A 25319-nucleotide genomic window follows, 5' to 3' on the forward strand; every position below is an offset into this window, starting at 1 on the left:
TGGTATGTTCGTGAATACAGTGATTGCGTTTATTATTATTTTTGGAACGCTCGTTTTTTTCCACGAGCTTGGCCATTTAATTATGGCGCAGCGCGCAGGCATTTTATGCCGCGAGTTCGCAATTGGTTTTGGACCGAAGATTTTCTCCTTTAAACGAAAAGAAACCGTCTATACCATCAGACTTCTGCCAATCGGCGGATTTGTTAAAATGGCTGGAGAAGACCCTGAAGTCATTGAAATTAAACCGGGTCATACAGTGGGGCTCTTATTCAATGAGCAAAATGAAGTAGAAAAAATCATTTTAAATGATAAAGAGAAATATCCTGATGCACTTGTCATTGAAGTTGAACAAATTGATTTAGATCATGCGATGAGAATTTCAGGATATGAGGCTGGAAATGAAGACATTCTGACTGGCTACAATGTAAGCCAAACAAGCTTCTATATTGCAGATGGTGAAGAAATTCAAATTGCGCCATACAACCGTCAGTTTGGTTCAAAAACAGTATGGCAGCGTATTAAAGCCATTGCAGCTGGACCGATTATGAACTTTATCCTGGCATATGTGATTCTAGTGGCTTTAGGATTTATTCAAGGTGTAACCGTGGATGATCCTGTACTTGGTAAGCTGACAAAAGACGGCCGGGCAGCGCAAGCTGGGCTTATGCAGGGAGATCATATCGTTTCAATTAATGGGGATAAAATGAATTCTTGGACAGATGTTGTTCAAACGGTTCAAAAGAACCCAGATAAAAAAATGAATGTCGTCATTGACCGAGATGGCAAAGAAAGCACCATTCAAGTTGTACCGGAAGCTGTGAAGGCCGAAGGAAAAACCATTGGCCGTTTTGGTTCTTATCCGCCAACGGAAAATGGCTTTCTCAAAGTCATTTCATCCTCAGGCACTACAGTGATATCTACAGCAGGTCTCATCTTAACGAACTTGCAAAAGATTGTCACAGGGCAATTTTCATTAGATATGCTTGCAGGTCCTGTTGGAATATATGACATGACAGGAGAAGTAGCGAAACAAGGTGTGTTAACATTAATGCAGTTTGCTGCGTTTCTTAGTATCAACTTAGGGATCGTGAATTTATTACCGATTCCTGCATTAGACGGAGGAAGATTACTTTTCCTATTCGTTGAAGCCATTCGCGGCAAACCAATTAATCGTGAGAAAGAGGCACTTGTTGTCTTCATTGGTGTTGCGTTCCTCATGCTATTAATGCTAGTAGTGACATGGAATGACATCCAGCGATTATTTTTATAAAAACCATTGTCTCTTGTTTCTCATTATGGGAAACAAGAGTTTTTGTGAGAAGTCCTATTTCTTAAATGAGGTGTAACGACATGAGACAATCCCTGACTTTCATTCCAACTCTTCGAGAGGTGCCGGCAGATGCTGAGGCAAAAAGTCATCAGCTATTAGTAAGAGCTGGATTTATTAGACAAAACACGAGCGGTATCTATCATTATTTGCCGCTAGCACATAAAGTGATTCAGCACATTCAAGCCATTGTTCGCAAGGAAATGGAAAAGGCGGGAGCAGCTGAGCTGTTAATGCCAGTGCTGCAGCAAGCAGAAATGTGGCAAGAGTCAGGAAGATGGTATACATACGGTCCAGAACTCATGCGTATGAAAGATCGTCACGGCCGCGAGTTTGCACTTGGCCCAACACACGAAGAAGTGATCACATCACTCGTACGCAGTGAAGTCAAATCGTATAAAAAGCTTCCTTTGACACTGTATCAAATCCAATCTAAATTCCGTGATGAACAAAGACCTCGCTTTGGGTTATTGCGCGGACGTGAATTTATTATGAAGGACGCCTATTCATTCCACTCTTCACCAGAGAGCCTTGATGACACATACAACAAAATGTTTACAGCTTACTCGAATGTCTTTTCAAAAGTAGGTCTTAACTTTAGACCCGTCATTGCCGATTCTGGGGCAATGGGAGGAAAAGATACACATGAGTTTATGGCACTTTCAGAAGTAGGAGAAGATACAATCGCATACTCTGACACATCTTCCTACGCTGCGAACATTGAAATGGCTGAGGCTGTGTATCACGGAGAAGAAGCAAACCCTGCGGACTTCAAAGAACTCGAGAAAGTACACACGCCTCAGGTGAAGACGATACAAGATGTTGCGGCATTCTTAGAAGTGGCTCCTTCTACATGTATCAAATCTGTCTTGTTTAAAGCGGACGATGCGTATGTACTTGTCCTGACAAGAGGCGATCATGAAGTAAATGATGTAAAAGTGAAAAACTTAGTTGGAGCACAGCTTGTAGAGCTTGCTTCACGTGAGGAAGTACTAGACGTGATTGGAACAGAACCAGGATTTGTTGGACCAGTGAAGCTTGAAGCGGAAGTAACGATTTATGCAGACCACGCTGTAAAAGGAATGACAAATGCAGTTGCAGGTGCAAATGAATCGGATTATCACTATGTCAATGTTAATCCTGCTCGTGATCTGTCAGTGAAGGAATATACAGATCTTCGCTTGATTCAAGAAGGGGACGTTTCTCCAGATGGAGAAGGCACGATCCAGTTCGCAAAAGGAATTGAAGTAGGACAAGTCTTTAAGCTAGGCACGCGTTATTCAGAGGCAATGGATGCAACATACCTCGATGAAAATGGACGTGCGCAGCCAATGATCATGGGCTGCTATGGCATCGGAATTTCTAGAACCCTTTCTGCGATTGTTGAACAACATCATGATGACAAGGGGATTATCTGGCCAGAAACAGTTGCGCCATATGATCTTCATCTACTTGCCTTAAATATGAAAAACGATGCACAAAAGGAACTGGCTGAAACGCTGTATGAGCGTTTACAGGAAGAGGGCTATGAAGTCCTTTTCGATGACCGCCAAGAGCGTGCAGGCGTCAAATTTGCCGACAGTGACTTAATTGGACTGCCAATTCGCATTAGCTGCGGGAAACGTTCAGAAGAAGGTATTGTCGAAGTGAAATTCAGAAAATCAGGTGAATCACACGAAGTATCTGTTGATGAACTGATTTCATTTATACGCCAAGCATAAAAAACGAACAAAAAAATGAAGGTACCTCCTGCAAAAAAGAGGTACCTTTCTGATTTACAAAAGGAGGGTCCTGTCTTGGATGAACAATTACCGATTACCCGGCGGCAATTTCATATATTACTCAATCAGATTCAAATGACAGATGATGACCTCAGTCGTTACTTTGAAGAAGGTGAGATCGTCAAATTGACGGTGCATAAGGCGGCAAAAACATGGCATTTCCATTTTAAATTTAAGGCGCTTTTGCCTTACCAAGTATATGCAATGTTTTTAAGCAGGCTGACAAATGCATTTTCTCATATCGCACAAGTCACTTGTACGATTGAAGTCAATGATCCGCACATATCTGAAGAGCTCGTTCAATCGTATTGGTCCCATTGTGTGGAGGAGCTTCAAGGGATTTCTCCCCCAATCATCAGCTTGCTTCAACAGCAAAAACCAGCGCTGTCTGGACATAAGATCATCATCAAAACAAAAAGCGAAACTGAGGCTCTGGCCATCAAGAAGAAATATAGCCCAATGCTTCAGGCTGCATTTAAACAAGTTGGTTTTCCAGAACTTCAATTTGATACAGAAATTTTTGTATCAGATCAAGAGATTCAGAAGTTCAGAGAACAAAAACTTGCTGAAGATCAAGAAAGAGCCATGCAAGCCCTTGTTGAGATGGAGAAGAAGGAAAGTGAGGATCAAGAGGAAGCTCCTTCTGGCCCACTGATGATTGGCTATCAAATCAAAGACAATGAAGAAATACGTACGCTTGATAGTATTATGGACGAAGAAAGACGAATCACCGTCCAAGGGTATGTGTTCGATGCAGAAACGCGCGAACTAAAAAGCGGCAGAACCCTTTGTATCTTTAAAATTACCGATTATACGAATAGTATTTTGATCAAAATGTTTGCGAGAGAAAAAGAAGATGCTCAGCTCATGAAATCCTTGAAAAAAGGGATGTGGGTCAAAGCAAGAGGAAGCATTCAAAACGATACGTTTGTGAGAGATCTTGTCATGATCGCAAATGACGTCAATGAAATGAAACCTCAGCTGAAAGAAGATACTGCACCAGAGGGAGAAAAGCGTGTTGAGCTTCATTTGCATTCGCCAATGAGCCAGATGGATGCTGTCACTGGCATCGGTAAACTTGTTGAACAAGCAAAAAAATGGGGGCATGAGGCCATTGCCCTGACAGATCACGCCGTTGTACAATCCTTTCCAGATGCGTATGCAGCAAGTAAAAAGCATGGCATCAAAATGATGTACGGGGTGGAAATCAATTTAGTCGATGACGGAGTACCGATTGCGTATAATCCAGAGCACCGCTTGTTAGAAGATGCGACGTTTGTCGTATTTGATGTTGAGACAACGGGACTCTCTGCTGTGTATGATACGATCATTGAGCTTGCAGCCGTGAAAATCAAAGGCGGGGAAATCATTGACCGCTTTGAGGCATTTGCAAACCCTCATCATCCGTTATCAGCCACAACCATTGAACTAACCGGTATCACGGATGATATGGTGAGAGATGCACCAGATGTGGTCGATGTTGTTCGGGATTTCAAAGAGTGGATTGGACAAGATATCCTTGTTGCTCACAATGCGAGCTTTGATATGGGCTTTTTAAATGCAGCATATAAGCGACTGTTAAAAACAGATAAAGCGTCAAACCCTGTCATTGATACACTAGAACTCGGCCGATTCCTTTATCCAGAATTTAAAAATCACCGGCTGAACACGCTGTGTAAAAAGTTCGATATTGAACTCACGCAGCATCACCGGGCGATTTATGATGCAGAAGCAACTGGTTACCTCATGCTGAAGATGCTAAAAGATGCGGCTGAAAAAGAGATTGCCTACCACGATCAATTGAATGAAAACATGGGGCAGTCCAATGCGTATCAGCGCTCACGTCCTTACCATGCAACCGTGATTGCACAAAATGAGACGGGTCTAAAGAATTTATTTAAGCTTGTTTCACTTTCTCATATTCATTATTTCTACCGCGTGCCGCGCATCCCTCGCTCACAGCTTGAGAAATATCGAGAAGGTTTAATTGTTGGGTCTGCTTGTGATAAGGGTGAAGTGTTTGAAGGAATGATGCAGAAGTCACCTGATGAGGTAGAAGACATTGCCGCATTTTACGACTATTTAGAAGTTCATCCGCCAGAAGTGTATCAGCATTTACTCCAGTTGGAGCTTGTTCGGGATGAACGTGCATTAAAAGAGATCATCACAAACATTGTAAAACTTGGTGAAAAACTGAATAAACCAGTCGTGGCGACTGGAAATGTGCACTACCTGCATCCAGAAGACAAAATTTATCGCAAAATCTTAATTTCATCACAAGGCGGGGCGAATCCACTCAATCGTCATGAACTGCCAAAAGTTCATTTTAGAACAACTGATGAAATGCTAGAAGCCTTCTCTTTTCTTGGAGACGAGAAGGCGAAAGAGATTGTCGTGACGAATACGCAAAAAGTATCTGAGATGGTCGAAAGTATCAAACCAATCAAAGACGATCTTTATACACCAAAAATTGAAGGTGCAGATGAAGAAATTCGGGAAATGAGCTATAACATGGCTCGCAGCATCTACGGTGACGATTTACCGAAAATTGTAGAAGACCGGATTGAGAAAGAATTAAAGAGTATTATTGGTCACGGTTTCGCTGTTATTTATTTAATTTCTCATAAGCTTGTTAAGAAATCACTTGATGATGGATATCTAGTTGGTTCAAGGGGATCAGTTGGTTCATCTCTCGTTGCGACATTAACAGAGATTACAGAAGTGAACCCGCTTGCGCCGCACTATGTATGTCCAAGTTGCAAGCACTCTGAGTTCTTTAATGATGGATCGGTTGGCTCAGGATTTGACCTTCCTGATAAAGACTGTCCTGAATGCGGCACACCGTATAAAAAAGACGGACACGATATTCCGTTTGAAACGTTCTTAGGTTTTAAAGGAGATAAAGTGCCCGATATCGACTTAAACTTCTCAGGAGAATATCAGCCGATTGCCCATAACTATACGAAAGAGCTGTTTGGTGAAGAGTATGTATACCGCGCAGGTACAATCGGTACCGTTGCAGAAAAAACGGCATATGGTTATGTGAAAGGCTACGCAGGAGATCATAACCTTCATATGAGAGGTGCTGAAATTGACCGGCTCGTACAGGGCTGTACGGGCGTCAAACGGACAACGGGCCAACATCCAGGCGGTATTATCGTCGTGCCGGATTATATGGACATTTACGATTTCTCACCAATTCAATATCCAGCAGATGCGACAGGTTCTGATTGGAAAACGACACATTTTGATTTCCATTCAATCCATGATAACTTGCTGAAACTAGATATTCTTGGACACGATGATCCAACGGTCATTCGGATGCTTCAGGACTTGAGCGGAATTGATCCAAAAACGATTCCGACAGATGATCCTGAGGTCATGAAAATCTTCCAAGGAACGGAATCTCTCGGTGTCACAGAAGAACAAATTGGATGTAAAACGGGAACACTTGGGATCCCAGAGTTTGGCACAAGGTTTGTTCGTCAGATGCTTGAAGATACAAAACCGACCACCTTCTCGGAACTTGTTCAGATCTCTGGTCTATCTCACGGTACAGATGTATGGCTCGGCAACGCCCAAGAGTTGATTCATAATAAAACGTGTGAACTAAGCGAAGTGATTGGCTGTCGTGATGATATTATGGTCTATCTGATTTATCAAGGTTTAGAGCCGTCACTTGCCTTTAAAATCATGGAATCTGTTCGTAAAGGGAAGGGACTTCCTCCTGAATGGGAAGAAGAAATGAAGAATAATAACGTACCGAACTGGTACATTGATTCTTGTAAAAAGATTAAATACATGTTCCCTAAAGCCCACGCGGCTGCTTATGTATTAATGGCTGTTCGGATTGCTTATTTCAAGGTGCACCATGCACTTCTGTACTATGCGGCTTATTTTACCGTTCGTGCTGATGATTTTGATATCGAAACGATGACAAAAGGATCGAATGCGATTCGAGCGGTCATGGACGATATTAACTCAAAAGGTCTTGATGCATCACCGAAAGAGAAGAACCTATTAACTGTACTAGAGCTTGCACTTGAAATGTGTGAAAGAGGCTATCACTTTAAAAAAGTAGACCTATACCGATCAAGTGCCACTGAGTTTATCATTGATGGAGACGGGCTAATCCCGCCATTCAACTCCATCCCTGGACTCGGAACAAACGTTGCGTTAAATATTGTACGCGCACGCCAAGATGGTGAATTCCTTTCAAAAGAAGATTTACAAAAACGAGGAAAAGTGTCTAAGACCATCCTTGAGTATTTGGATCGTCAAGGCTGCTTAGAAGCACTTCCTGATCAAAACCAGCTTTCTTTGTTCTAATTTGAAAAAGAAGAGCGCCCTTAAAGGGCGTTCTTTTTATATATACAATAATATTATTATGTTAACTAAATATTTTAACTGGAATTATTTTCTTGTTGGTTCATATATCTTGATTTAACGTCGTGTTTTGAGAGAAGAGATCGTATGTCATTCTTTCTACCCAAATAGAGCAAAAAAGAGAATTTAGCCGTCTGAAATGTTCTCATACGACATATGATCATTTTGGGTACAGTCACATGAAGAATCAGGAGAAAACCCTCGGTGAGCGTCAAGCTGATGGCTGTTTACTATGCACATTTTTGAAACACGCTTGATTCTTTTCAACACTGTACAAAACACGAACGGAATGACAAGGAGGTGGTCATTTCTTGTTCAATGTTTCACGTTTAAGAAAAAAGAAGGGGTGAGAAGTAGGTACATGTCAGATTACAACTATGTAGAGGTGCTTCAAAAATCTATTTTGTTTTACGAAGCCCAGCGTTCCGGAAAGCTTCCTGAAAGCAATCGTCTTAACTGGCGAGGGGATTCTGGACTAGAGGATGGGAAAGATGTTGGTCATGATTTAACAGGCGGCTGGTACGATGCTGGTGATCATGTGAAGTTCGGGCTTCCGATGGCTTACTCGGCAGCCGTGCTTGCATGGACAGTCTATGAGTACCGAGAAGCTTACGAAGAGGCAGAGCTGCTTGATGATATGTTAGATCAAATCAAGTGGGCAACCGATTATTTTTTGAAAGCCCATACAGGTCCAAATGAATTTTGGGCGCAAGTAGGCGATGGGAACGCTGATCATGGCTGGTGGGGGCCAGCAGAAGTGATGCCGATGAACCGGCCTGCATTTAAAATTGATGAACATTGTCCAGGAACAGAAGTAGCCGCCCAAACCGCAGCCGCTTTAGCAGCGGGTTCAATTATTTTTAAAGAAACAGACGCGCCATATGCAGCAAAACTTCTCACCCATGCAAAGCAGCTTTATGCATTTGCTGACCAATATCGCGGTGAGTATACAGATTGTGTCACCAATGCGCAGCCATTTTATAACTCCTGGAGCGGCTATATTGATGAGCTCATTTGGGGTGGAATATGGTTGTACTTGGCGACAAATGACCAGACCTATTTAAACAAAGCACTAAAAGCAGTAGAAGAATGGCCGAAGGATTGGGATTATACGTTTACGATGTCGTGGGACAATACCTTTTTTGCTTCGCAAATTTTACTTGCGAGAATCACAAAGGAGAAAAGGTTTATCGAATCGACAGAGCGTAATCTCGATTACTGGTCGACGGGTTTTGTTCAAAATGGAAAAGTAGAAAGAATCACTTATACGCCTGGCGGACTAGCGTGGTTAGATCAATGGGGCTCACTTCGTTATACAGCAAATGCTGCATTTTTAGCGTTTGTGTACGCAGATTGGGTCTCTGATCAAGAAAAAAAGAATCGATACCAAACGTTTGCGATCAGGCAAACACACTATATGTTAGGGGATAATCCGCAAAATAGAAGCTATGTCGTTGGATTTGGCAAAAATCCGCCGATGCATCCACACCATCGAACTGCACATGGCTCATGGTCTAATCAGCTGACAACTCCTTCTTCTCATCGGCACACGCTTTATGGAGCGCTTGTTGGGGGGCCTAATGCACAGGATCAGTATACCGATGACATCTCTGACTATGTATCAAACGAGGTAGCAACAGACTATAATGCCGCCTTTACTGGAAATGTAGCCAAAATGGTGCAGCTGTTTGGTCAGGGGCAGTCAAAGCTGCCGAATTTTCCGCCTAAAGAAAAAGTGGAAGATGAGTTTTTTGTAGAGGCAGCTGTCATGAGTAACGATACAACATCTACTCAGATCAAAGCCATTCTATACAATCGATCAGGCTGGCCGGCAAGAAGTAGTCAATCACTTTCTTTTAGATATTATGTCAATCTAAGCGAGATATTTGCGAAGGGATTCACTGATAAAGATATTCAAGTGACAGCTGTCTACAATGAAGGCGCTTCCTTATCTCCGTTAACGGTGTATGACGCATCATCCCATATCTATTTTACAGAAATCGATTTTACTGGCGTAGCTATTTTTCCAGGAGGCGAATCGCTTCATAAGAAGGAAATACAGTTCCGGTTATCTGCGCCAAATGGTGCGAATATATGGGATGCCTCAAATGATTATTCCTTTCAAGGATTAACATCCAATATGCAAAAAACAGCGAGAATTCCTGTTTTTGATCAAGGTATTTTAGCATTTGGTACGCTTCCGAATAAATAAATATAAAGGGTGAGGACATGACAAATAAAGAACGGTTTTTAGCGCTTTATCATCAAATGAAAAACGATGCGAATGGATATTTTTCAAAAGAAGGCATTCCGTATCATTCCGTTGAGACACTCATTTGCGAGGCGCCTGATTACGGGCATATGACAACTTCAGAAGCTTACAGCTACTGGTTATGGCTTGAAGTATTGTATGGGCATTACACAGGCGATTGGAGCAAACTAGAAGCTGCTTGGGATAATATGGAGAAGTTTATCATTCCAGTAAACGAAGATGGACATGACGAACAGCCGCATATGAGCTCTTACAATCCATCTAGCCCAGCCACATACGCTTCAGAAAAACCATATCCAGATCAATATCCGAGCCAGTTGACGGGTGCTCGCCCTGCTGGTCAAGATCCAATTGATCATGAACTGAGGTCAACTTACGGAACGAATGAAACGTATTTAATGCACTGGCTTCTTGATGTAGACAACTGGTATGAATATGGGAATTTGCTCAACCCATCACATATAGCCGCATATGTAAACACATTCCAGCGGGGTCCGCAAGAATCCGTATGGGAGGCCATCCCTCATCCATCACAAGATGATAAAACGGCCGGAAAGCCCAATGAAGGTTTCATGAGCTTGTTCACAAAAGAAAATCAAGCGCCAGCCGCCCAGTGGCGCTACACAAATGCGACGGACGCTGATGCGCGTGCAATACAGGCGATGTATTGGGCAAAGGAACTTGGCTATAATGGGTCAGTCTATCTTGATAAAGCGAAAAAGATGGGTGATTTCCTTCGTTACGGAATGTACGATAAATATTTTCAAACAATTGGAAGCGGCAAGCAAGGTAATCCGTATCCTGGAAATGGAAAAAGTGCATGTCATCACTTAATGGCGTGGTACACCTCTTGGGGCGGGGGACTTGGAGAATATGCGAATTGGTCATGGCGTATCGGAGCGAGCCATTGTCATCAAGGGTATCAAAACCCAGTCGCTGCCTACGCTTTATCCTCAGATAAGGGAGGCTTAAAGCCATCGTCACCAACTGGTGCAAGTGATTGGGAAAAGACGTTAAAGAGACAGCTTGAATTTTACGTCTGGCTTCAATCAAAAGAGGGAGCGATTGCAGGAGGTGCTACCAACAGCTGGAATGGAGACTATAGCGCTTATCCAGCAGGAAGAAGCACATTTTATGATATGGCTTATGAAGATGCGCCTGTTTACCATGATCCTCCGTCCAATAACTGGTTTGGAATGCAAGCATGGCCGATTGAGCGTGTAGCAGAGCTTTATTATATCTTTGCAAAAGATGGCGACAAAACATCTGAAAATTTCCAAATGGCCAAATCTGTCATCACAAAATGGGTCAACTATTCACTAGATTATATTTTTATTGGCACTCGTCCTGTGTCGGATCAAGATGGATATTTTTTAGATGGTCAGGGTCAAAGAATTCTAGGGGGGACAAATGTTGCTGTTGCTACGACGAGTGCACCTGGAGAGTTTTGGATTCCTGGGAATATAGAATGGAGCGGCCAGCCTGACACTTGGAGCGGGTTCCAATCTGCAACAGGTAATCCAAATTTAACGGCAGTTACAAAAGATCCTACTCAAGATACTGGTGTACTGGGCAGTCTAATCAAAGCACTCACATTCTTTGCTGCTGCAACACAGAAAGAGACAGGAAACTACACAGCGCTTGGCATAAGAGCAAAAGAGACAGCGGCACAGCTCCTTGAGGTTGCTTGGAATTACAATGATGGTGTAGGGATTGTGACAGAGGAAGACAGAGAAGACTACCACCGTTTCTTTAAAAAAGAAGTGTACTTCCCTAATGGCTGGAACGGAACATTTGGTCAAGGAAATCAGATCCCTGGTTCCAGCACCACTCCTTCTGACCCGCAGCGAGGAGGTAACGGAGTGTATACGAGCTTTGCAGATCTTCGTCCGAAAATCAAGCAAGACCCAGCTTGGTCAGCACTGGAGAGTAAATATCAAGCATCTTTTAATGAAGCAACAGGCAAATGGGAAAACGGAGCGCCAAGTTTCACCTATCACCGTTTCTGGTCGCAAGTTGATATGGCTACGGCTTATGCAGAATACCATCGTCTCATAAACGAATAGAACTTAGTGCAGCTGCCGGCTTTTTTAGTCGGCGGTCTTCTCATGAGATAAATGAAGTGAAAGCAAAGGTGATGTCATCATGGTTAATAAGAAAGAATTTATGAATCATTCATCGAATGGCGGATCACAGGAACAAGAAAATCAAAGCTGGAGAAAAGAAGCAAATGATCGAATCTTACAACATAGACAAAGAGAGCTTGTCATAAACGTCATCGATAAAGAAAAAAAACCTTTAGCCGGAATAGAGGTTGAAATAAAACAAATCAGACATGAATTTGCATTTGGTTCAGCAATGAATGACCAAGTACTATTCAATCAAACGTATGCTGATTTTTTTGTTCAACATTTTAATTGGGCTGTGTTTGAAAATGAGGCAAAATGGTATGCAAATGAGCCTGAACGAGGGAAAATAACCTACGAAAAAGCAGATGCCATGCTGAATTTTGCCAATAGACACCAAATTCCAGTGAGGGGGCACGCCTTATTTTGGGAGGTAGAGGATGCCAATCCAAACTGGCTGAAATCATTACCGAATCATGAAGTATATGAAGCTATGAAAAGGCGGCTTGAACATGCAGGGAATCATTTTAAAGGAAAATTCCGTCATTGGGATGTAAACAACGAAATGATGCATGGTTCATTTTTTAAAGACCGGTTTGGGAAACAGATTTGGAAATGGATGTATGAAGAAACGAAGAAAATTGACCCTCAAGCCTTGTTGTTTGTCAATGATTATAATGTAATCTCATACGGCGAACATCATGCATATAAAGCACATATCAATGAACTTCGTCAGTTGGGGGCACCAGTTGAGGCTATTGGAGTTCAAGGTCACTTTGAAGATCGAGTGGATCCAGTCGTTGTAAAACAAAGACTAGATGTGCTTGCTGAGCTTGGTCTACCGATATGGGTGACAGAGTATGACTCTGTTCATCCGGATGCCAATAGACGAGCGGATAACTTAGAAGCTTTATATCGGGTAGCCTTTAGTCATCCAGCTGTAAAAGGTGTGCTGATGTGGGGATTTTGGGCGGGTGCTCATTGGAGAGGTGAGCACGCAGCCATCGTGAATCATGATTGGTCGTTAAATGAAGCAGGCAGGCGTTATGAAAAGCTACTACAGGAATGGACGACACAAAGAGTGGAAAAAACAGATGCGAATGGCCAAGTGACATGTCCAGCGTTTCACGGGACGTATGAGGTTCGAATTGGTGAAGTAAGTAAAATGTTGCAGCAGCAGACGATTGAACTTGATTCAACTAAACAAACACCGCTGCAACTAGATATCATCGTACCAGTAGAATAAGGGATTGTGATGAGAATGGAATGAAAAAATGGGTTCAACGGGTGGCTTGTTTTATGCTGCTGATCACTTTATGGGCGGGTTGGTTCACTCTGACCGTAAAGGCCTCCTCCTATGTGCAAACATCTGGTACACATTTTGTATTGAACAACCACCCATTTTACTTTGCTGGCACAAATAATTATTATTTTCATTACAAATCAAAAAAGATGGTAGATGCTGTTTTTGACGATATGAAGGCAATGGATTTAAAGGTTATTCGTATTTGGGGATTTCACGATGGTACCCCTCAAGAAAACTCAGTCTTACAATCTCGTCCAGGTGTTTATGAAGAATCCGGTTTTCAAAAACTAGACTATGCGATTTATAAAGCAGGGCAGGAAGGAATCAAGCTGGTCATCCCATTCGTGAACAATTGGGATGACTTTGGCGGGATGAATCAATATGTGAAGTGGTTTCAGGCAGGATCACATGATCACTTTTATACAGATCCTCGGATTAAAACAGCTTACAAAAACTATGTGCGCTATGTATTAGAGAGAACCAATACGTACTCAGGTGTTCAATATAAAGATGATCCTGCTATTATGACATGGGAGCTCGCCAATGAGCCGCGCGCTCAGTCAGACCCTTCGGGAGATATACTAGTAAACTGGGCAGATGAAATGAGTGCATGGATCAAATCAATTGACTCGAATCATCTTGTTGCTGTAGGAGACGAAGGGTTCTTTCGCATGACAGGTCATGATGATTGGTTTTACAGTGGAGGAGAAGGTGTTGATTGGGATCGTTTGACTGCTCTCCCTCATATTGATTATGGAACCTATCATTTATACCCGGATCACTGGAATCAGTCTGCTGCATGGGGAGTGAAATGGATCAAAGATCATATCACCCGAGGAAACGCAATCGGAAAACCTGTTGTATTAGAAGAGTTTGGCTATCAAAATCAAGCAGCCCGTCCTGATGTATATGATAGCTGGCTGAAGACAATTGAACAGCTCGGAGGCGCAGGTAGCCAATTTTGGATTTTAACAAGCATTCAAGACGATGATTCCCTCTACCCGGATTATGATGGTTTTCGAGTTTTAAAGGAGAGCCGGGAGGCAGGAATTATTCGTGAACACGCCAAAAGAATGAATGAAAAGAACTGATGAAGAATGCCTGTTTATAAGGAACTTCATTTGCATAAAAAAATTGGATATGGTATAGTTTTTATGGAAATGCTAACGATTACCGAGACAAGAGTGGGGAAACCCGCTCTTTTGTATTGAACAGGCAATTTTTGTCTCGACATTATTCATCCGTTTTCTGCTCCCCCTGCTCACAATAAAGCAGGGTTTTTATGCAGAATGATTGATAAGAGCGTTTATCGAAAGCACAAGGAGGAAGAGAATGAGCAAAAAAGTAGTGGATATCGTAAGCGACATGGTGCAGCCAATTTTAGATGGCTTACAGCTTGAACTCGTTGATGTTGAATTTGTCAAAGAGGGTCAAAACTGGTTCCTTCGCGTATTTATTGACTCTGATAAAGGCGTCGATATCGAGGAGTGTGCCAAAGTGAGCGAAGCCTTGAGCGAAAAGCTTGATGAGGCAGATCCAATTAGCCAAAACTACTTTCTTGAAGTGTCCTCTCCTGGAGCGGAGCGCCCATTAAAGAAAAAAGCTGATTTTGAAAAAGCACTTGGAAAAAATGTTTTCATGAAAACATACGAACCAATTGATGGTGAAAAGGCATTTGAAGGTGAGCTTACAAGCTTTGATGGTGAGATTGCAACAGTGACAGTGAAGATCAAGACAAGAAAGAAAGAGATCAATATTCCATACGAAAAAATCGCTAACGCAAGATTAGCAGTTTCGTTCAATTAACCTTTTCATTGATATAAGGGGGAACCATAAAAATGAGTAGTGAGTTGTTAGATGCCCTGACTGTTCTTGAGAAAGAGAAGGGCATTAGTAAAGAAATTATTATTGAAGCGATAGAAGCTGCACTCATTTCTGCATACAAGCGTAATTTTAATCAAGCACAAAATGTGCGTGTTGATTTAAACCGTGAAACGGGAACGATTCGCGTATTCGCAAGAAAAGATGTTGTAGATGAAGTGTATGATTCTCGCCTTGAAATCTCTGTAGATGATGCAGCAAATATCAACCCGAATTACATGGTTGGTGACGTGGTTGAAATTGAAGTCACACCAAAAGATTTCGGACGCATTGCAGCTCAGACAGCGAAACAAGTCGTGACGCAGCGAGTGAGAGAAGCAGAGCGAGGTGTGATTTACACTGAGTTTATCGATCGTGAGGAAGACATCATGACGGGAATCGTTCAGCGAATTGACAGTAAATTCATTTACGTGTCACTTGGCAAAATCGAAGCCCTTCTTCCGGTCAATGAACAAATGCCAAATGAGGACTACAAACCACATGACCGCATTAAAGTGTTCATTACGAAAGTAGAAAAAACAACAAAAGGACCACAAATTTATGTATCAAGAACACACCCAGGTCTTTTAAAGCGTTTATTTGAAATCGAAGTGCCAGAAATTTATGATGGTACTGTAGAGCTTAAATCTGTCGCTAGAGAAGCAGGGGACCGTTCTAAAATATCTGTTCGTACAGATGATCCTGATGTTGATCCAGTTGGTTCTTGTGTAGGACCTAAAGGTCAGCGTGTACAAGCAATTGTCAATGAGCTGAAAGGCGAAAAAATTGACATTGTTCATTGGTCGAATGACCCGGTTGAATTTGTTGCCAATGCGTTAAGTCCATCAAAAGTTCTTGATGTCATTGTAAATGAAGAAGATAAGGCGACAACTGTCATTGTCCCTGATTATCAGCTGTCATTAGCCATTGGTAAAAGAGGTCAAAATGCGCGTCTTGCAGCAAAATTAACGAGCTGGAAGATTGACATTAAAAGCGAAACAGATGCAAGAGAACTCGGTATTTTCCCAAGAACTGAAGACTCTGAATCTCTTTTCTTAGAGGCTGAACCAGTAGCTGAGGAATCTGACGAATAAGAGGTGATATAAAAGGTGAAAAGCCGAAAAAAAATCCCGCTTAGAAAATGCGTCGTGACGGGAGAAATGAAACCAAAGAAAGAACTGATTCGCGTAGTTCGTTCAAAAGAAGGTGAAGTGTCTGTTGACGCAACCGGAAAAATGAACGGGCGCGGCGCTTACCTTTCTCTCGATAAAGAAACCATTCTTGCGGCGAAGAACAAACGTAGTTTACAGCAGCAATTTCAGACACAGATTGACGAACACATTTTTGAAGAATTACTAGAACTAGCTGAAAAGGTGAAAAAACCGAATGACTGAATCTGAATGGTATCCTTTGCTTGGTCTAGCAAATCGAGCTCGTAAAGTCGTGTCAGGAGAAGATCTGGTGATCAAAGAAATTAGACATGCGCGTGCTAAGCTGGTTCTTCTTGCAGCAGATGCCTCATCCAACACAGAGAAAAAGGTATCTGACAAATGCAAATTTTACAATGTTCCGGTTAGAAAAGTTGAAGACCGTTCCGTTCTCGGACGTTCTATAGGGAAGGAAGCTCGCGTAGTTGTCGCTGTCACTGACCAAGGCTTCGCTAAGAAGCTCATAAGCTTGCTCGATTAATTTATTTGGGGGTGAACGAATGGCTAAAGTGAGAGTATATGAATACGCAAAAGCCATAGATGTTTCAAGTAAAGATATTATAGCAGCGCTTAAGGATATGAACGTGGAAGTGAACAACCACATGGCGACGCTTGAAGACGACACTGTGAAAAAGCTAGACGCTATCTATAAAAAAGCCAAAGCAAAAGAGACAGCTAACGAGAAACCCGCAGAACAAAAAAAACAATCATCTAACAAAAACAATGATAGAAAGAAGAATGACGTGCAGAATAATCAATTTAATAAAAACAAAAAAAACAACAACCAAAACAAAAACAAAAATAAACGCGGCGGCAACAACAAGGCGCAGCATCAGCAAGCAAGACCTGTGAAGCCGAAAAAAGAGCTTCCTGAAAAAATTGAATTTACAAATTCAATGACAGTCGGCCAGCTTGCTGACGAGCTTGGCAAAGAAACTGCTGAAATCATCAAAAAACTGATGATGCTTGGTGTCATGGCTACGATCAACCAAGAGCTCGATAAAGATACAGTCGAATTAATTGCTTCTGAATATGGTGTTCCAGTAGAAGAAGTCATCATTTTAGAAGAAACTGAACTTGAAAAGTATGAAGTTGAAGATAAAGAAGAAGATATGCAAGTACGCCCTCCAGTCGTAACGATCATGGGACACGTTGACCACGGGAAAACAACGCTTCTTGACAGCATTCGGAAAACGAAAGTTGTTGAAGGCGAAGCGGGTGGAATTACGCAGCATATTGGTGCATACCAAATTGAAGAAAACGGTAAGAAAATCACGTTCCTTGATACACCAGGACACGCAGCTTTCACTACGATGCGAGCACGCGGTGCTGAAGTAACAGATACGACGATCTTGGTCGTTGCAGCAGATGATGGTGTCATGCCGCAAACGATTGAAGCGATCAACCACGCAAAAGCGGCAGAGGTGCCAATCATTGTGGCTGTCAATAAAATTGACAAACCAACAGCGAACCCTGACCGCGTGATGCAGGAATTAACTGAGCATGGTCTTGTACCTGAGGCTTGGGGCGGCGAAACCATTTTCGTTCCTTTATCTGCAAAAACAGGCGAAGGCATTGACGAATTGATCGAAATGATCCTTCTTGTCAGCGAAGTAGCAGAACTAAAAGCCAACCCAAATCGTGCGGCAAAAGGAACTGTGATCGAGGCTGAGCTTGATAAAGGAAGAGGTTCTGTTGCAACCCTTCTCGTTCAAACTGGTACACTTCAAGTAGGTGACCCAATCGTTGTCGGAAATACATTTGGCCGTGTACGTGCAATGGTCAATGACATCGGACGCCGCGTGAAAACAGCAGGACCATCTACACCTGTTGAAATCACTGGTTTAAATGATGTACCGCATGCAGGGGATCAGTTCCTCGTATTCAAAGATGAAAAAACAGCTCGTCAAGTCGGTGAGGCGCGTGCATCTAAACAACTTGATGAACAGCGTTCAGACAAAGCGAAATTATCTCTCGATGACCTATTTGAGCAAATCAAACAAGGTGATGTAAAAGATATCAACTTAATCGTAAAAGCAGACGTACAAGGTTCTGCTGAAGCACTGACGGCAGCTCTTCAAAAAATTGAAGTAGAAGGCGTCAAAGTGAAAATCATCCATACGGGTGTTGGAGCGATTACAGAATCTGATATCATTTTAGCAAGTGCTTCTAATGCGATTGTGATCGGATTTAACGTACGTCCTGATGGCAATGCGAAGAGCACAGCTGAAACAGAAAACGTAGATATTCGCTTACACCGCATCATCTACAAAGTCATCGATGAAATTGAAGCTGCAATGAAAGGGATGCTTGACCCTGAATATGAAGAAAAAGTCATCGGTCAAGTTGAAGTTCGTCAAACGTTCAAAGTATCAAAAATCGGTACAATTGCTGGTGGCTATGTCACTGAAGGTACCATTACTAGAGACAGTGGTATCCGCTTAATTCGTGATGGCGTCGTCATCTTTGAAGGTGAAGTCGACGTATTAAAACGATTCAAAGACGATGTGAAAGAAGTTTCACAAGGCTATGAATGTGGTATTACCATTAAGAAATACAATGATATCCGTGAAGGTGATGTCATGGAATCATTCGTTATGCAAGAAATCGAAAGAAAATGATCGGTTATACCGAGTGTGAGTGTATGATCTATGATGCATCCTCACTGAAGGAAAAACGTGCGGTTCTGCAGCGTATCATGACAAGAACGCGCCATAAATTCAATGTGACCATTGCTGAAATGGACTATCAGGATACATGGCAGCGTACTTCGATCGGAATCGCCGTCATTTCCTCCTCCCGGGTTCAAGTGGAAAAGGAACTTCAGCGTGTGTTAAGCTTTATTGATTCTTTTCCGGAAATTGAACGAACGATCACGAAAACTGAGTGGTTTTAACTAGAGGTGATAAGATCATGAGTATGAGAGCAACCCGTGTGGGTGAGCAAATGAAAAAAGAATTAGGCGACATCCTTGGCAGAAAGCTAAAAGATCCAAGAATCGGCTTTTTGACTGTAACGGATGTTGAAGTATCCGGTGATTTGCAAATTGCTAAAGTCTATATTTCTGTTCTTGGCGACGAGAAGAAAAGAGAGGAAACCTTAAAAGGCCTTGCAAAGGCGAAAGGGTATATCCGCTCTGAAATTGGCAATCGAATCAGACTTCGCAAAACACCAGAGCTTCACTTTGAATTCGATGAGTCTGTAGACTACGGTAACCGAATTGAAAGCCTGATTGCTGAACTAAACACAAAAGATCACGAATAAGACGTTGAAATAAGGATAGGCGATGATCGTCTGTCCTTTTTCATCGTTTATGAAAGGAGAGAACGCAGGTGCAAAACGGTGTTCTTTTATTACATAAAGAAAGAGGCATGACCTCTCACGACTGTGTGTTTAAAGTGAGAAAGATTTTACACACAAAAAAAGTGGGACATACAGGGACACTCGATCCAGAGGTTTCAGGTGTTCTGCCTATTTGTATTGGACGAGCGACAAAAATTGTGGAGTACTTAACAGATAAATCGAAAACGTATGATGCGGAAATCACCATTGGATTTTCTACAACGACAGAAGACCAAACAGGTGAAGTAGTAGAAGAAAAAAAGGTGCCGGTACCGATGTCAGAAGATGACATTGATGCTGCGTTGAAACAATTTGAAGGAACCATTGAACAGATTCCTCCGATGTTTTCTGCTGTGAAAATTGGCGGAAAAAAGCTCTATGAATATGCGAGGCAAGGCATTGAAATTGAACGTCCAAGCCGTGAAATTACCATTCATCGCATCGAGCGGACAACACCTGTCACATTTGAAAATGGTAAAGTATCATTTAGATTCACCGTACTGTGTTCAAAAGGCACATATGTGAGAACGTTAGCTGTCGATATCGGAAAAAAACTTGGGTTTCCAGCCCACATGTCTCACCTCATTCGCATAGGATCTGGTGACTTTACGTTAGATGAATGTATCACTCTTGATGAGTTGCGGGAGATCAGCGAGAAAGGAACGGTTGAGGAACATCTTGTGCCGATCGAGCGTGCGCTCAATCATTTGCCGAAATGGGAGATAAATGATACATTAGCAAGTAAAGTGGAAAACGGTGCAGTCCTACCTATGCCTGATGAATTTGCTCATTTTGCAGAGGAAGATCGTGTCGCTGTCTTTGCTCCTTCAGGCCATTGTATGGCGATTTATATGAAGCACCCGACCAAACAGAACCTGATGAAGCCGGCGAAGATTTTATCACAGGACAAGCAATCTTAAAGAAAAGGTGACCATCTCGTGAAGACTATACATATTTCACACCCACATACATTGAATCAAAAGGATCAAGTCCCGTCTGTGATGGCTTTAGGGTATTTTGACGGTGTTCACCTCGGACACCAAAAAGTGATTGATGCAGCGAAAAACATTGCGGAAAAAGAGGGTTTAGCTCTAGCTGTCATGACTTTTCATCCGCATCCATCACATGTTCTGCAAAAAGCACGTGAACCAAAAGACTTAATCACACCGCTTGAGGATAAGATTGATTTTATCGAACAATTAGGTGCTGACTACTTATACATTGTGCAATTCAGCGAAAGCTTTGCAGCACTGTCTCCTCAAGACTTTGTCGATCAATATTTGGACGAACTGAATGTGAAGCATGCAGTCGCTGGTTTCGATTTTACATTCGGCCGGTTTGGCGCAGGCACAATGGAAACGTTTGACGAATACGGGAAAGGGCGGATTGCTGCGACCATTGTACCTAAGCTTTCCAACCAAGACCGGAAAGTCAGCTCGACCCTGATACGTTCCGCATTGAAAAATGGAGACGTTGAATATGTGAGTGAGCTTTTAGGCAAACCGTATCAGCTGCGAGGCATTGTGATTCATGGAGATAAACGAGGACGCACGATTGGCTTTCCAACCGCCAATGTTGGTTTATCTGCTGAATACATCATCCCGCCAACAGGCGTATATGCAGTGAGAGCGGAAGTGAAAGGCAAGGTGTATGACGGTGTTTGTAACGTTGGCTACAAACCAACATTTTATGAAAAACGTCCTGATCAGCCTGCGATTGAAGTGAACCTTTTTGATTTTAACGAAGAAATTTATGGTGAACCGATTAAATTACAGTGGTACAAACGGATTCGCAGTGAACAAAAATTTAACGGTATCCAAGAATTAACGGCTCAAATTAGTCAAGATAAAGAAGAAGCGATTCAGTTTTTTCAAAATCATCTTCATTAAACAAAAAAATCGCAGAAAAACCGCTCTATCATTTGCAAAATCGGCATATTTTTAGTATGATAATTCCTGTAGCTTTAAAACCACTTACTTGGCAGGCCGACTTCACCGACGGTTGCGAGGTAGATGGGGCTAACATGATTTGGAGGTGAAACAGGATGGCTATTACTCAAGAGCGTAAAACTCAATTAATTAATGAGTTCAAAACACACGAATCTGATACTGGATCTCCAGAAGTTCAGATCGCTGTCCTAACAGAATCAATTAACAACTTGAACGAGCATTTACGTACTCATAAGAAAGATCACCACTCACGTCGCGGTCTTTTGAAAATGGTAGGTAGACGTCGTAATCTTCTTACGTATCTACGTAATAAAGACGTAACTCGTTACCGTGAGTTAATTAACAAACTAGGCTTACGTCGATAATCGTAAAAAGCGGGAGGATTCCCGCTTTTTTATCGTATAATCACTAATATTTTATGGTTAAAATGTTGAAAGAATGGCAAAAACCCTTCTACATACAGCTTTCACATTGATATGTGAAAATCATTTTGTTCATAATAAGAAATAACCTAAAAACTTTACGACAAGAGAGGAGTTTATCACAGAATGGGACAAGAGAAACAAGTCTTCACCATAGACTGGGCTGGACGTCAACTGACAGTTGAAACTGGCCAGCTTGCAAAGCAAGCAAACGGAGCGGTTCTCGTACGCTACGGAGATACGGCTGTGCTTAGCTCAGCAACAGCTTCTAAAGAACCAAAACCACTTGATTTTTTCCCGCTCACTGTAAACTACGAAGAAAGATTATATGCAGTTGGTAAAATTCCTGGTGGTTTCATTAAAAGAGAAGGCCGCCCAAGTGAAAAAGCAATCCTTGCGAGCCGCTTAATTGACAGACCGATCCGTCCACTATTTGCAGACGGATTTAGAAATGAAGTACAAGTCATTAGTATTGTCATGAGTGTGGATCAAGATTGTTCATCTGAAATGGCTGCAATGTTTGGCTCATCTTTAGCTTTATGTGTGTCTGACATTCCATTTGAGGGACCAATCGCTGGCGTGACAGTAGGACGAGTAGATGGAAAGCTCATCATCAACCCAAATGTTGAGCAGCTTGAACAAAGCGATATCAACCTTGTTGTAGCTGGAACAAAAGATGCAATCAACATGGTAGAGGCTGGTGCTGATGAAGTCCCAGAAGAAACAATGCTTGAAGCCATCATGTACGGCCATCAAGAGATCAAACGCTTAATCGAATTCCAAGAAGAAATTGTAAAAGCTGTCGGTAAAGAAAAAATCGATATTCCTTTATATGAAGTCGATCAAGCATTAGCAGAGGAAGTAAAACAACTTGCTGAAGCGGATCTACTGAAAGCGATTCAAGTACATGAGAAGCATGCTCGTGAAGATGCTATCAGTGCTGTGAAAAAAGCTGTCGTTCAAAAATTTGAAGAAGAAGACCGTGACGAAGCAACGATTAAACAAGCGAAGGATGTCTTAAACAAGCTTGTGAAAAACGAAGTTCGCCGCCTTATTACTGAAGAGAAGGTACGTCCAGATGGACGCGGCGTCGATCAAATCCGTCCACTTTCTTCAGAAGTAGGACTTCTTCCAAGAACGCACGGTTCAGGATTGTTTACAAGAGGCCAAACACAGGCACTCAGTATTTGTACATTAGGTGCACTTGGTGATGTACAGATTCTTGATGGTCTTGGTGTTGAAGAGTCTAAGCGATTCATGCACCATTATAACTTCCCACAATTCAGTGTTGGTGAGACCGGCCCAATGCGTGGTCCAGGCCGTCGTGAGATTGGACATGGTGCGCTAGGCGAACGTGCATTAGAGCCAGTCATTCCATCTGAAAAAGATTTCCCTTATACGGTTCGCCTTGTGTCTGAGGTGTTAGAATCAAACGGTTCTACTTCACAAGCAAGTATTTGTGCGAGCACACTTGCGATGATGGATGCCGGTGTTCCAATTAAAGCACCAGTTGCAGGGATTGCAATGGGACTTGTTAAATCTGGTGAATACTACACAGTGCTGACAGACATTCAAGGAATGGAAGATGCACTTGGAGATATGGACTTTAAAGTAGCAGGTACATCTAAAGGTGTAACAGCGCTTCAAATGGACATTAAAATCGATGGTCTATCAAAAGACATTTTAGAAGAAGCACTTCAACAAGCGAAAAAAGGAAGAATGGAAATTTTAGATAGCATGCTGTCAACGATTCCAGCTTCTAGAGGAGAATTGTCACGTTATGCACCAAAAATCTTAACGATGACAATCAATCCAGATAAAATTCGCGATGTCATTGGACCAAGCGGTAAACAAATCAATAAAATCATTGAAGATACCGGTGTGAAAATTGATATTGAACAAGACGGTACAATCTTTATCTCTTCTACTGAAGAAGACATGAACCAAAAAGCGAAGAAAATCATTGAAGATCTTGTCAGAGAAGTTGAAGTTGGCCAACTTTACCTAGGTAAAGTGAAACGAATTGAAAAATTCGGTGCCTTCCTTGAAATCTTCAGCGGCAAAGATGGACTTGTTCATATTTCTGAGCTTGCACTTGAACGTGTTGGCAAAGTAGAAGATGTCGTGAAGATTGGTGACGAACTACTCGTCAAAGTCACTGAGATCGATAAACAAGGCCGTGTGAACCTTTCTCGTAAAGCTGTTTTACGTGAAGAAAAAGAAAAAGAAGAAAAGCAGTCTTAATGAGATTAAATAAAATGTGTTAGAAGCCAGGTATCCGTGCCAGGCTTCTTTCTTTTCTTGCGCGTAACAATAGTTCTAGCTTGTTTCTCCCCATCATAATTTGTGGTAAAGGGGAGGGACAACCATTGAAAAAAACGATACCATTCTTTGTGTTTGTATTTTTACTGCTCGTGTCATATCAAACGATGAAGCAGCCGGCTGCTGTTACATATATGAATTCAATGAAAGAGCACGCCGAGGTAGCATCTGTTTCAAAAGATATTCTATATCAAGAGATCGAATCGAAGTCTTCTGACTATGAAGAGAAGCCGCAAAATGCTAAGATTGATAAAGTGTGGAAAAAGATGCCTGGTTTAAATGGACAGACAGTCGATATCGATGCTTCTTACGAAAAAATGAAAAAACAGGGCTCTTTCGATGAAAAGCTGCTTGTTTTTAAAGAAACAAAACCATCTGTCCATTTGCATGAACTTGGTGCTGAACCTATCTATAAGGGACATCCAGACAAAAAGATGAATGCATTCCTGATCAATGTAGCTTGGGGCGACGAGCATTTAACAAAGATGTTGAATACACTAGAAAAGCATCAAGTGAAGGCAACCTTTTTCTTAGAAGGCAAATGGGTGAAAAACAGTCCAGACCTTGCTAAAAAAATCGTGGCAGATGGTCATGAAATTGGAAATCATTCATACAATCACCCGGATATGCGCACACTGACAAGAGAACGAGCATTAGAGCAGATGATTAAAACAAATCGCCAAATTGAAGAATCCCTTGGGAAAAAACCGATATGGTTTGCGCCTCCAAGTGGCAGCTTTAAAGAAGAAACAGTAAAGCTTGCGAAACAAGAAGGAATGGAAACCATTATGTGGACAGTAGACACGATCGACTGGCAAAAACCATCACCAGCTGTATTACAAAAACGAGTGCTTGGGAAAATTCACAATGGGGCGATGATATTAATGCATCCAACAGACGCAACAGCGAGAAGTCTTGACGCACTTATCACTCAAATCAAAGAAAGAGGATATGAATTAGGAACGGTTTCTGACCTCCTAAGTGAAAAAAGACATCCGTGATGCGATCTGTTTGTTGA

General features: G+C 42.0%; 19 protein-coding genes. All 19 read left to right on the forward strand.

The window, feature by feature from the left end; translation table 11 throughout:
* Positions 1–4 precede the first annotated feature (4 nt).
* On the forward strand, positions 5–1270 hold the full coding sequence (gene rseP, locus BA79_RS02960; RefSeq protein ID WP_007499546.1) for an RIP metalloprotease RseP: 1266 nt from the start codon (positions 5–7) through the stop codon (positions 1268–1270).
* A gap of 80 nt (positions 1271–1350) precedes the next feature.
* On the forward strand, positions 1351–3048 hold the full coding sequence (locus BA79_RS02965) for a proline--tRNA ligase (protein ID WP_017359077.1): 1698 nt from the start codon (positions 1351–1353) through the stop codon (positions 3046–3048).
* Positions 3049–3123: 75 nt separating this feature from the next.
* Positions 3124–7437 carry a PolC-type DNA polymerase III gene (locus BA79_RS02970; protein WP_035700769.1) on the forward strand — a complete coding sequence of 1438 codons (4314 nt, stop codon included), beginning with the start codon at positions 3124–3126 and terminating at the stop codon, positions 7435–7437.
* A 418-nt stretch (positions 7438–7855) separates the two neighbouring features.
* Positions 7856–9706, forward strand: a complete 1851-nt coding sequence (locus tag BA79_RS02975; RefSeq protein WP_035700771.1) for a glycoside hydrolase family 9 protein — start codon at positions 7856–7858, stop codon at positions 9704–9706.
* Between the two features lie 17 nt (positions 9707–9723).
* Positions 9724–11832: a glycoside hydrolase family 48 protein gene (locus tag BA79_RS02980; RefSeq protein ID WP_035700774.1), complete on the forward strand. Its 2109-nt coding sequence runs from the start codon at positions 9724–9726 to the stop codon at positions 11830–11832.
* Positions 11833–11911: 79 nt separating this feature from the next.
* Positions 11912–13138, forward strand: coding sequence for an endo-1,4-beta-xylanase (locus BA79_RS02985; RefSeq protein ID WP_035700777.1), 1227 nt, complete (start codon positions 11912–11914; stop codon positions 13136–13138).
* Between the two features lie 20 nt (positions 13139–13158).
* Entirely contained in the window at positions 13159–14289 is a 1131-nt protein-coding gene (locus BA79_RS02990; protein WP_035700780.1) for a glycoside hydrolase 5 family protein, read from the forward strand.
* Positions 14290–14530: 241 nt separating this feature from the next.
* The gene (gene rimP, locus BA79_RS02995; RefSeq protein ID WP_008344744.1) at positions 14531–15004 is read left to right on the forward strand and encodes a ribosome maturation factor RimP; all 474 of its coding nucleotides are present in this window, start codon (positions 14531–14533) and stop codon (positions 15002–15004) included.
* Positions 15005–15036: 32 nt separating this feature from the next.
* On the forward strand, positions 15037–16152 hold the full coding sequence (nusA, locus tag BA79_RS03000) for a transcription termination factor NusA (protein ID WP_007499530.1): 1116 nt from the start codon (positions 15037–15039) through the stop codon (positions 16150–16152).
* A 15-nt stretch (positions 16153–16167) separates the two neighbouring features.
* On the forward strand, positions 16168–16452 hold the full coding sequence (gene rnpM, locus BA79_RS03005; protein WP_008344742.1) for an RNase P modulator RnpM: 285 nt from the start codon (positions 16168–16170) through the stop codon (positions 16450–16452).
* Positions 16445–16747, forward strand: coding sequence for a YlxQ family RNA-binding protein (locus BA79_RS03010; RefSeq protein WP_007499528.1), 303 nt, complete (start codon positions 16445–16447; stop codon positions 16745–16747). The genes rnpM and BA79_RS03010 overlap by 8 nt, the downstream gene beginning before the upstream one ends.
* A 19-nt stretch (positions 16748–16766) precedes the next feature.
* The gene (gene infB / locus BA79_RS03015) at positions 16767–18887 is read left to right on the forward strand and encodes a translation initiation factor IF-2 (protein WP_007499526.1); all 2121 of its coding nucleotides are present in this window, start codon (positions 16767–16769) and stop codon (positions 18885–18887) included.
* The gene (locus BA79_RS03020) at positions 18884–19162 is read left to right on the forward strand and encodes a DUF503 domain-containing protein (protein WP_017359071.1); all 279 of its coding nucleotides are present in this window, start codon (positions 18884–18886) and stop codon (positions 19160–19162) included. The genes infB and BA79_RS03020 overlap by 4 nt, the downstream gene beginning before the upstream one ends.
* Before the next feature lie 17 nt (positions 19163–19179).
* The gene (gene rbfA, locus BA79_RS03025; protein ID WP_007499525.1) at positions 19180–19530 is read left to right on the forward strand and encodes a 30S ribosome-binding factor RbfA; all 351 of its coding nucleotides are present in this window, start codon (positions 19180–19182) and stop codon (positions 19528–19530) included.
* Positions 19531–19598: 68 nt separating this feature from the next.
* Positions 19599–20528 (forward strand): tRNA pseudouridine(55) synthase TruB, encoded by a 930-nt coding sequence (gene truB / locus BA79_RS03030; protein WP_025207343.1) that lies wholly within the window; start codon positions 19599–19601, stop codon positions 20526–20528.
* An 18-nt stretch (positions 20529–20546) separates the two neighbouring features.
* The gene (gene ribF / locus BA79_RS03035) at positions 20547–21497 is read left to right on the forward strand and encodes a bifunctional riboflavin kinase/FAD synthetase (RefSeq protein ID WP_025207344.1); all 951 of its coding nucleotides are present in this window, start codon (positions 20547–20549) and stop codon (positions 21495–21497) included.
* Positions 21498–21652: 155 nt separating this feature from the next.
* Positions 21653–21922, forward strand: a complete 270-nt coding sequence (rpsO, locus tag BA79_RS03040; RefSeq protein ID WP_008354438.1) for a 30S ribosomal protein S15 — start codon at positions 21653–21655, stop codon at positions 21920–21922.
* Between the two features lie 183 nt (positions 21923–22105).
* Entirely contained in the window at positions 22106–24223 is a 2118-nt protein-coding gene (gene pnp / locus BA79_RS03045; protein WP_025207345.1) for a polyribonucleotide nucleotidyltransferase, read from the forward strand.
* Between the two features lie 125 nt (positions 24224–24348).
* Complete coding sequence (locus tag BA79_RS03050) at positions 24349–25302, forward strand: polysaccharide deacetylase family protein (protein WP_017359068.1); 954 nt, start codon at positions 24349–24351, stop codon at positions 25300–25302.
* The last annotated feature ends 17 nt before the right edge of the window (positions 25303–25319 follow it).

Origin of the sequence: Bacillus altitudinis 41KF2b, from assembly GCF_000691145.1 — a bacterium.
Lineage (GTDB): Bacteria > Bacillota > Bacilli > Bacillales > Bacillaceae > Bacillus > Bacillus altitudinis.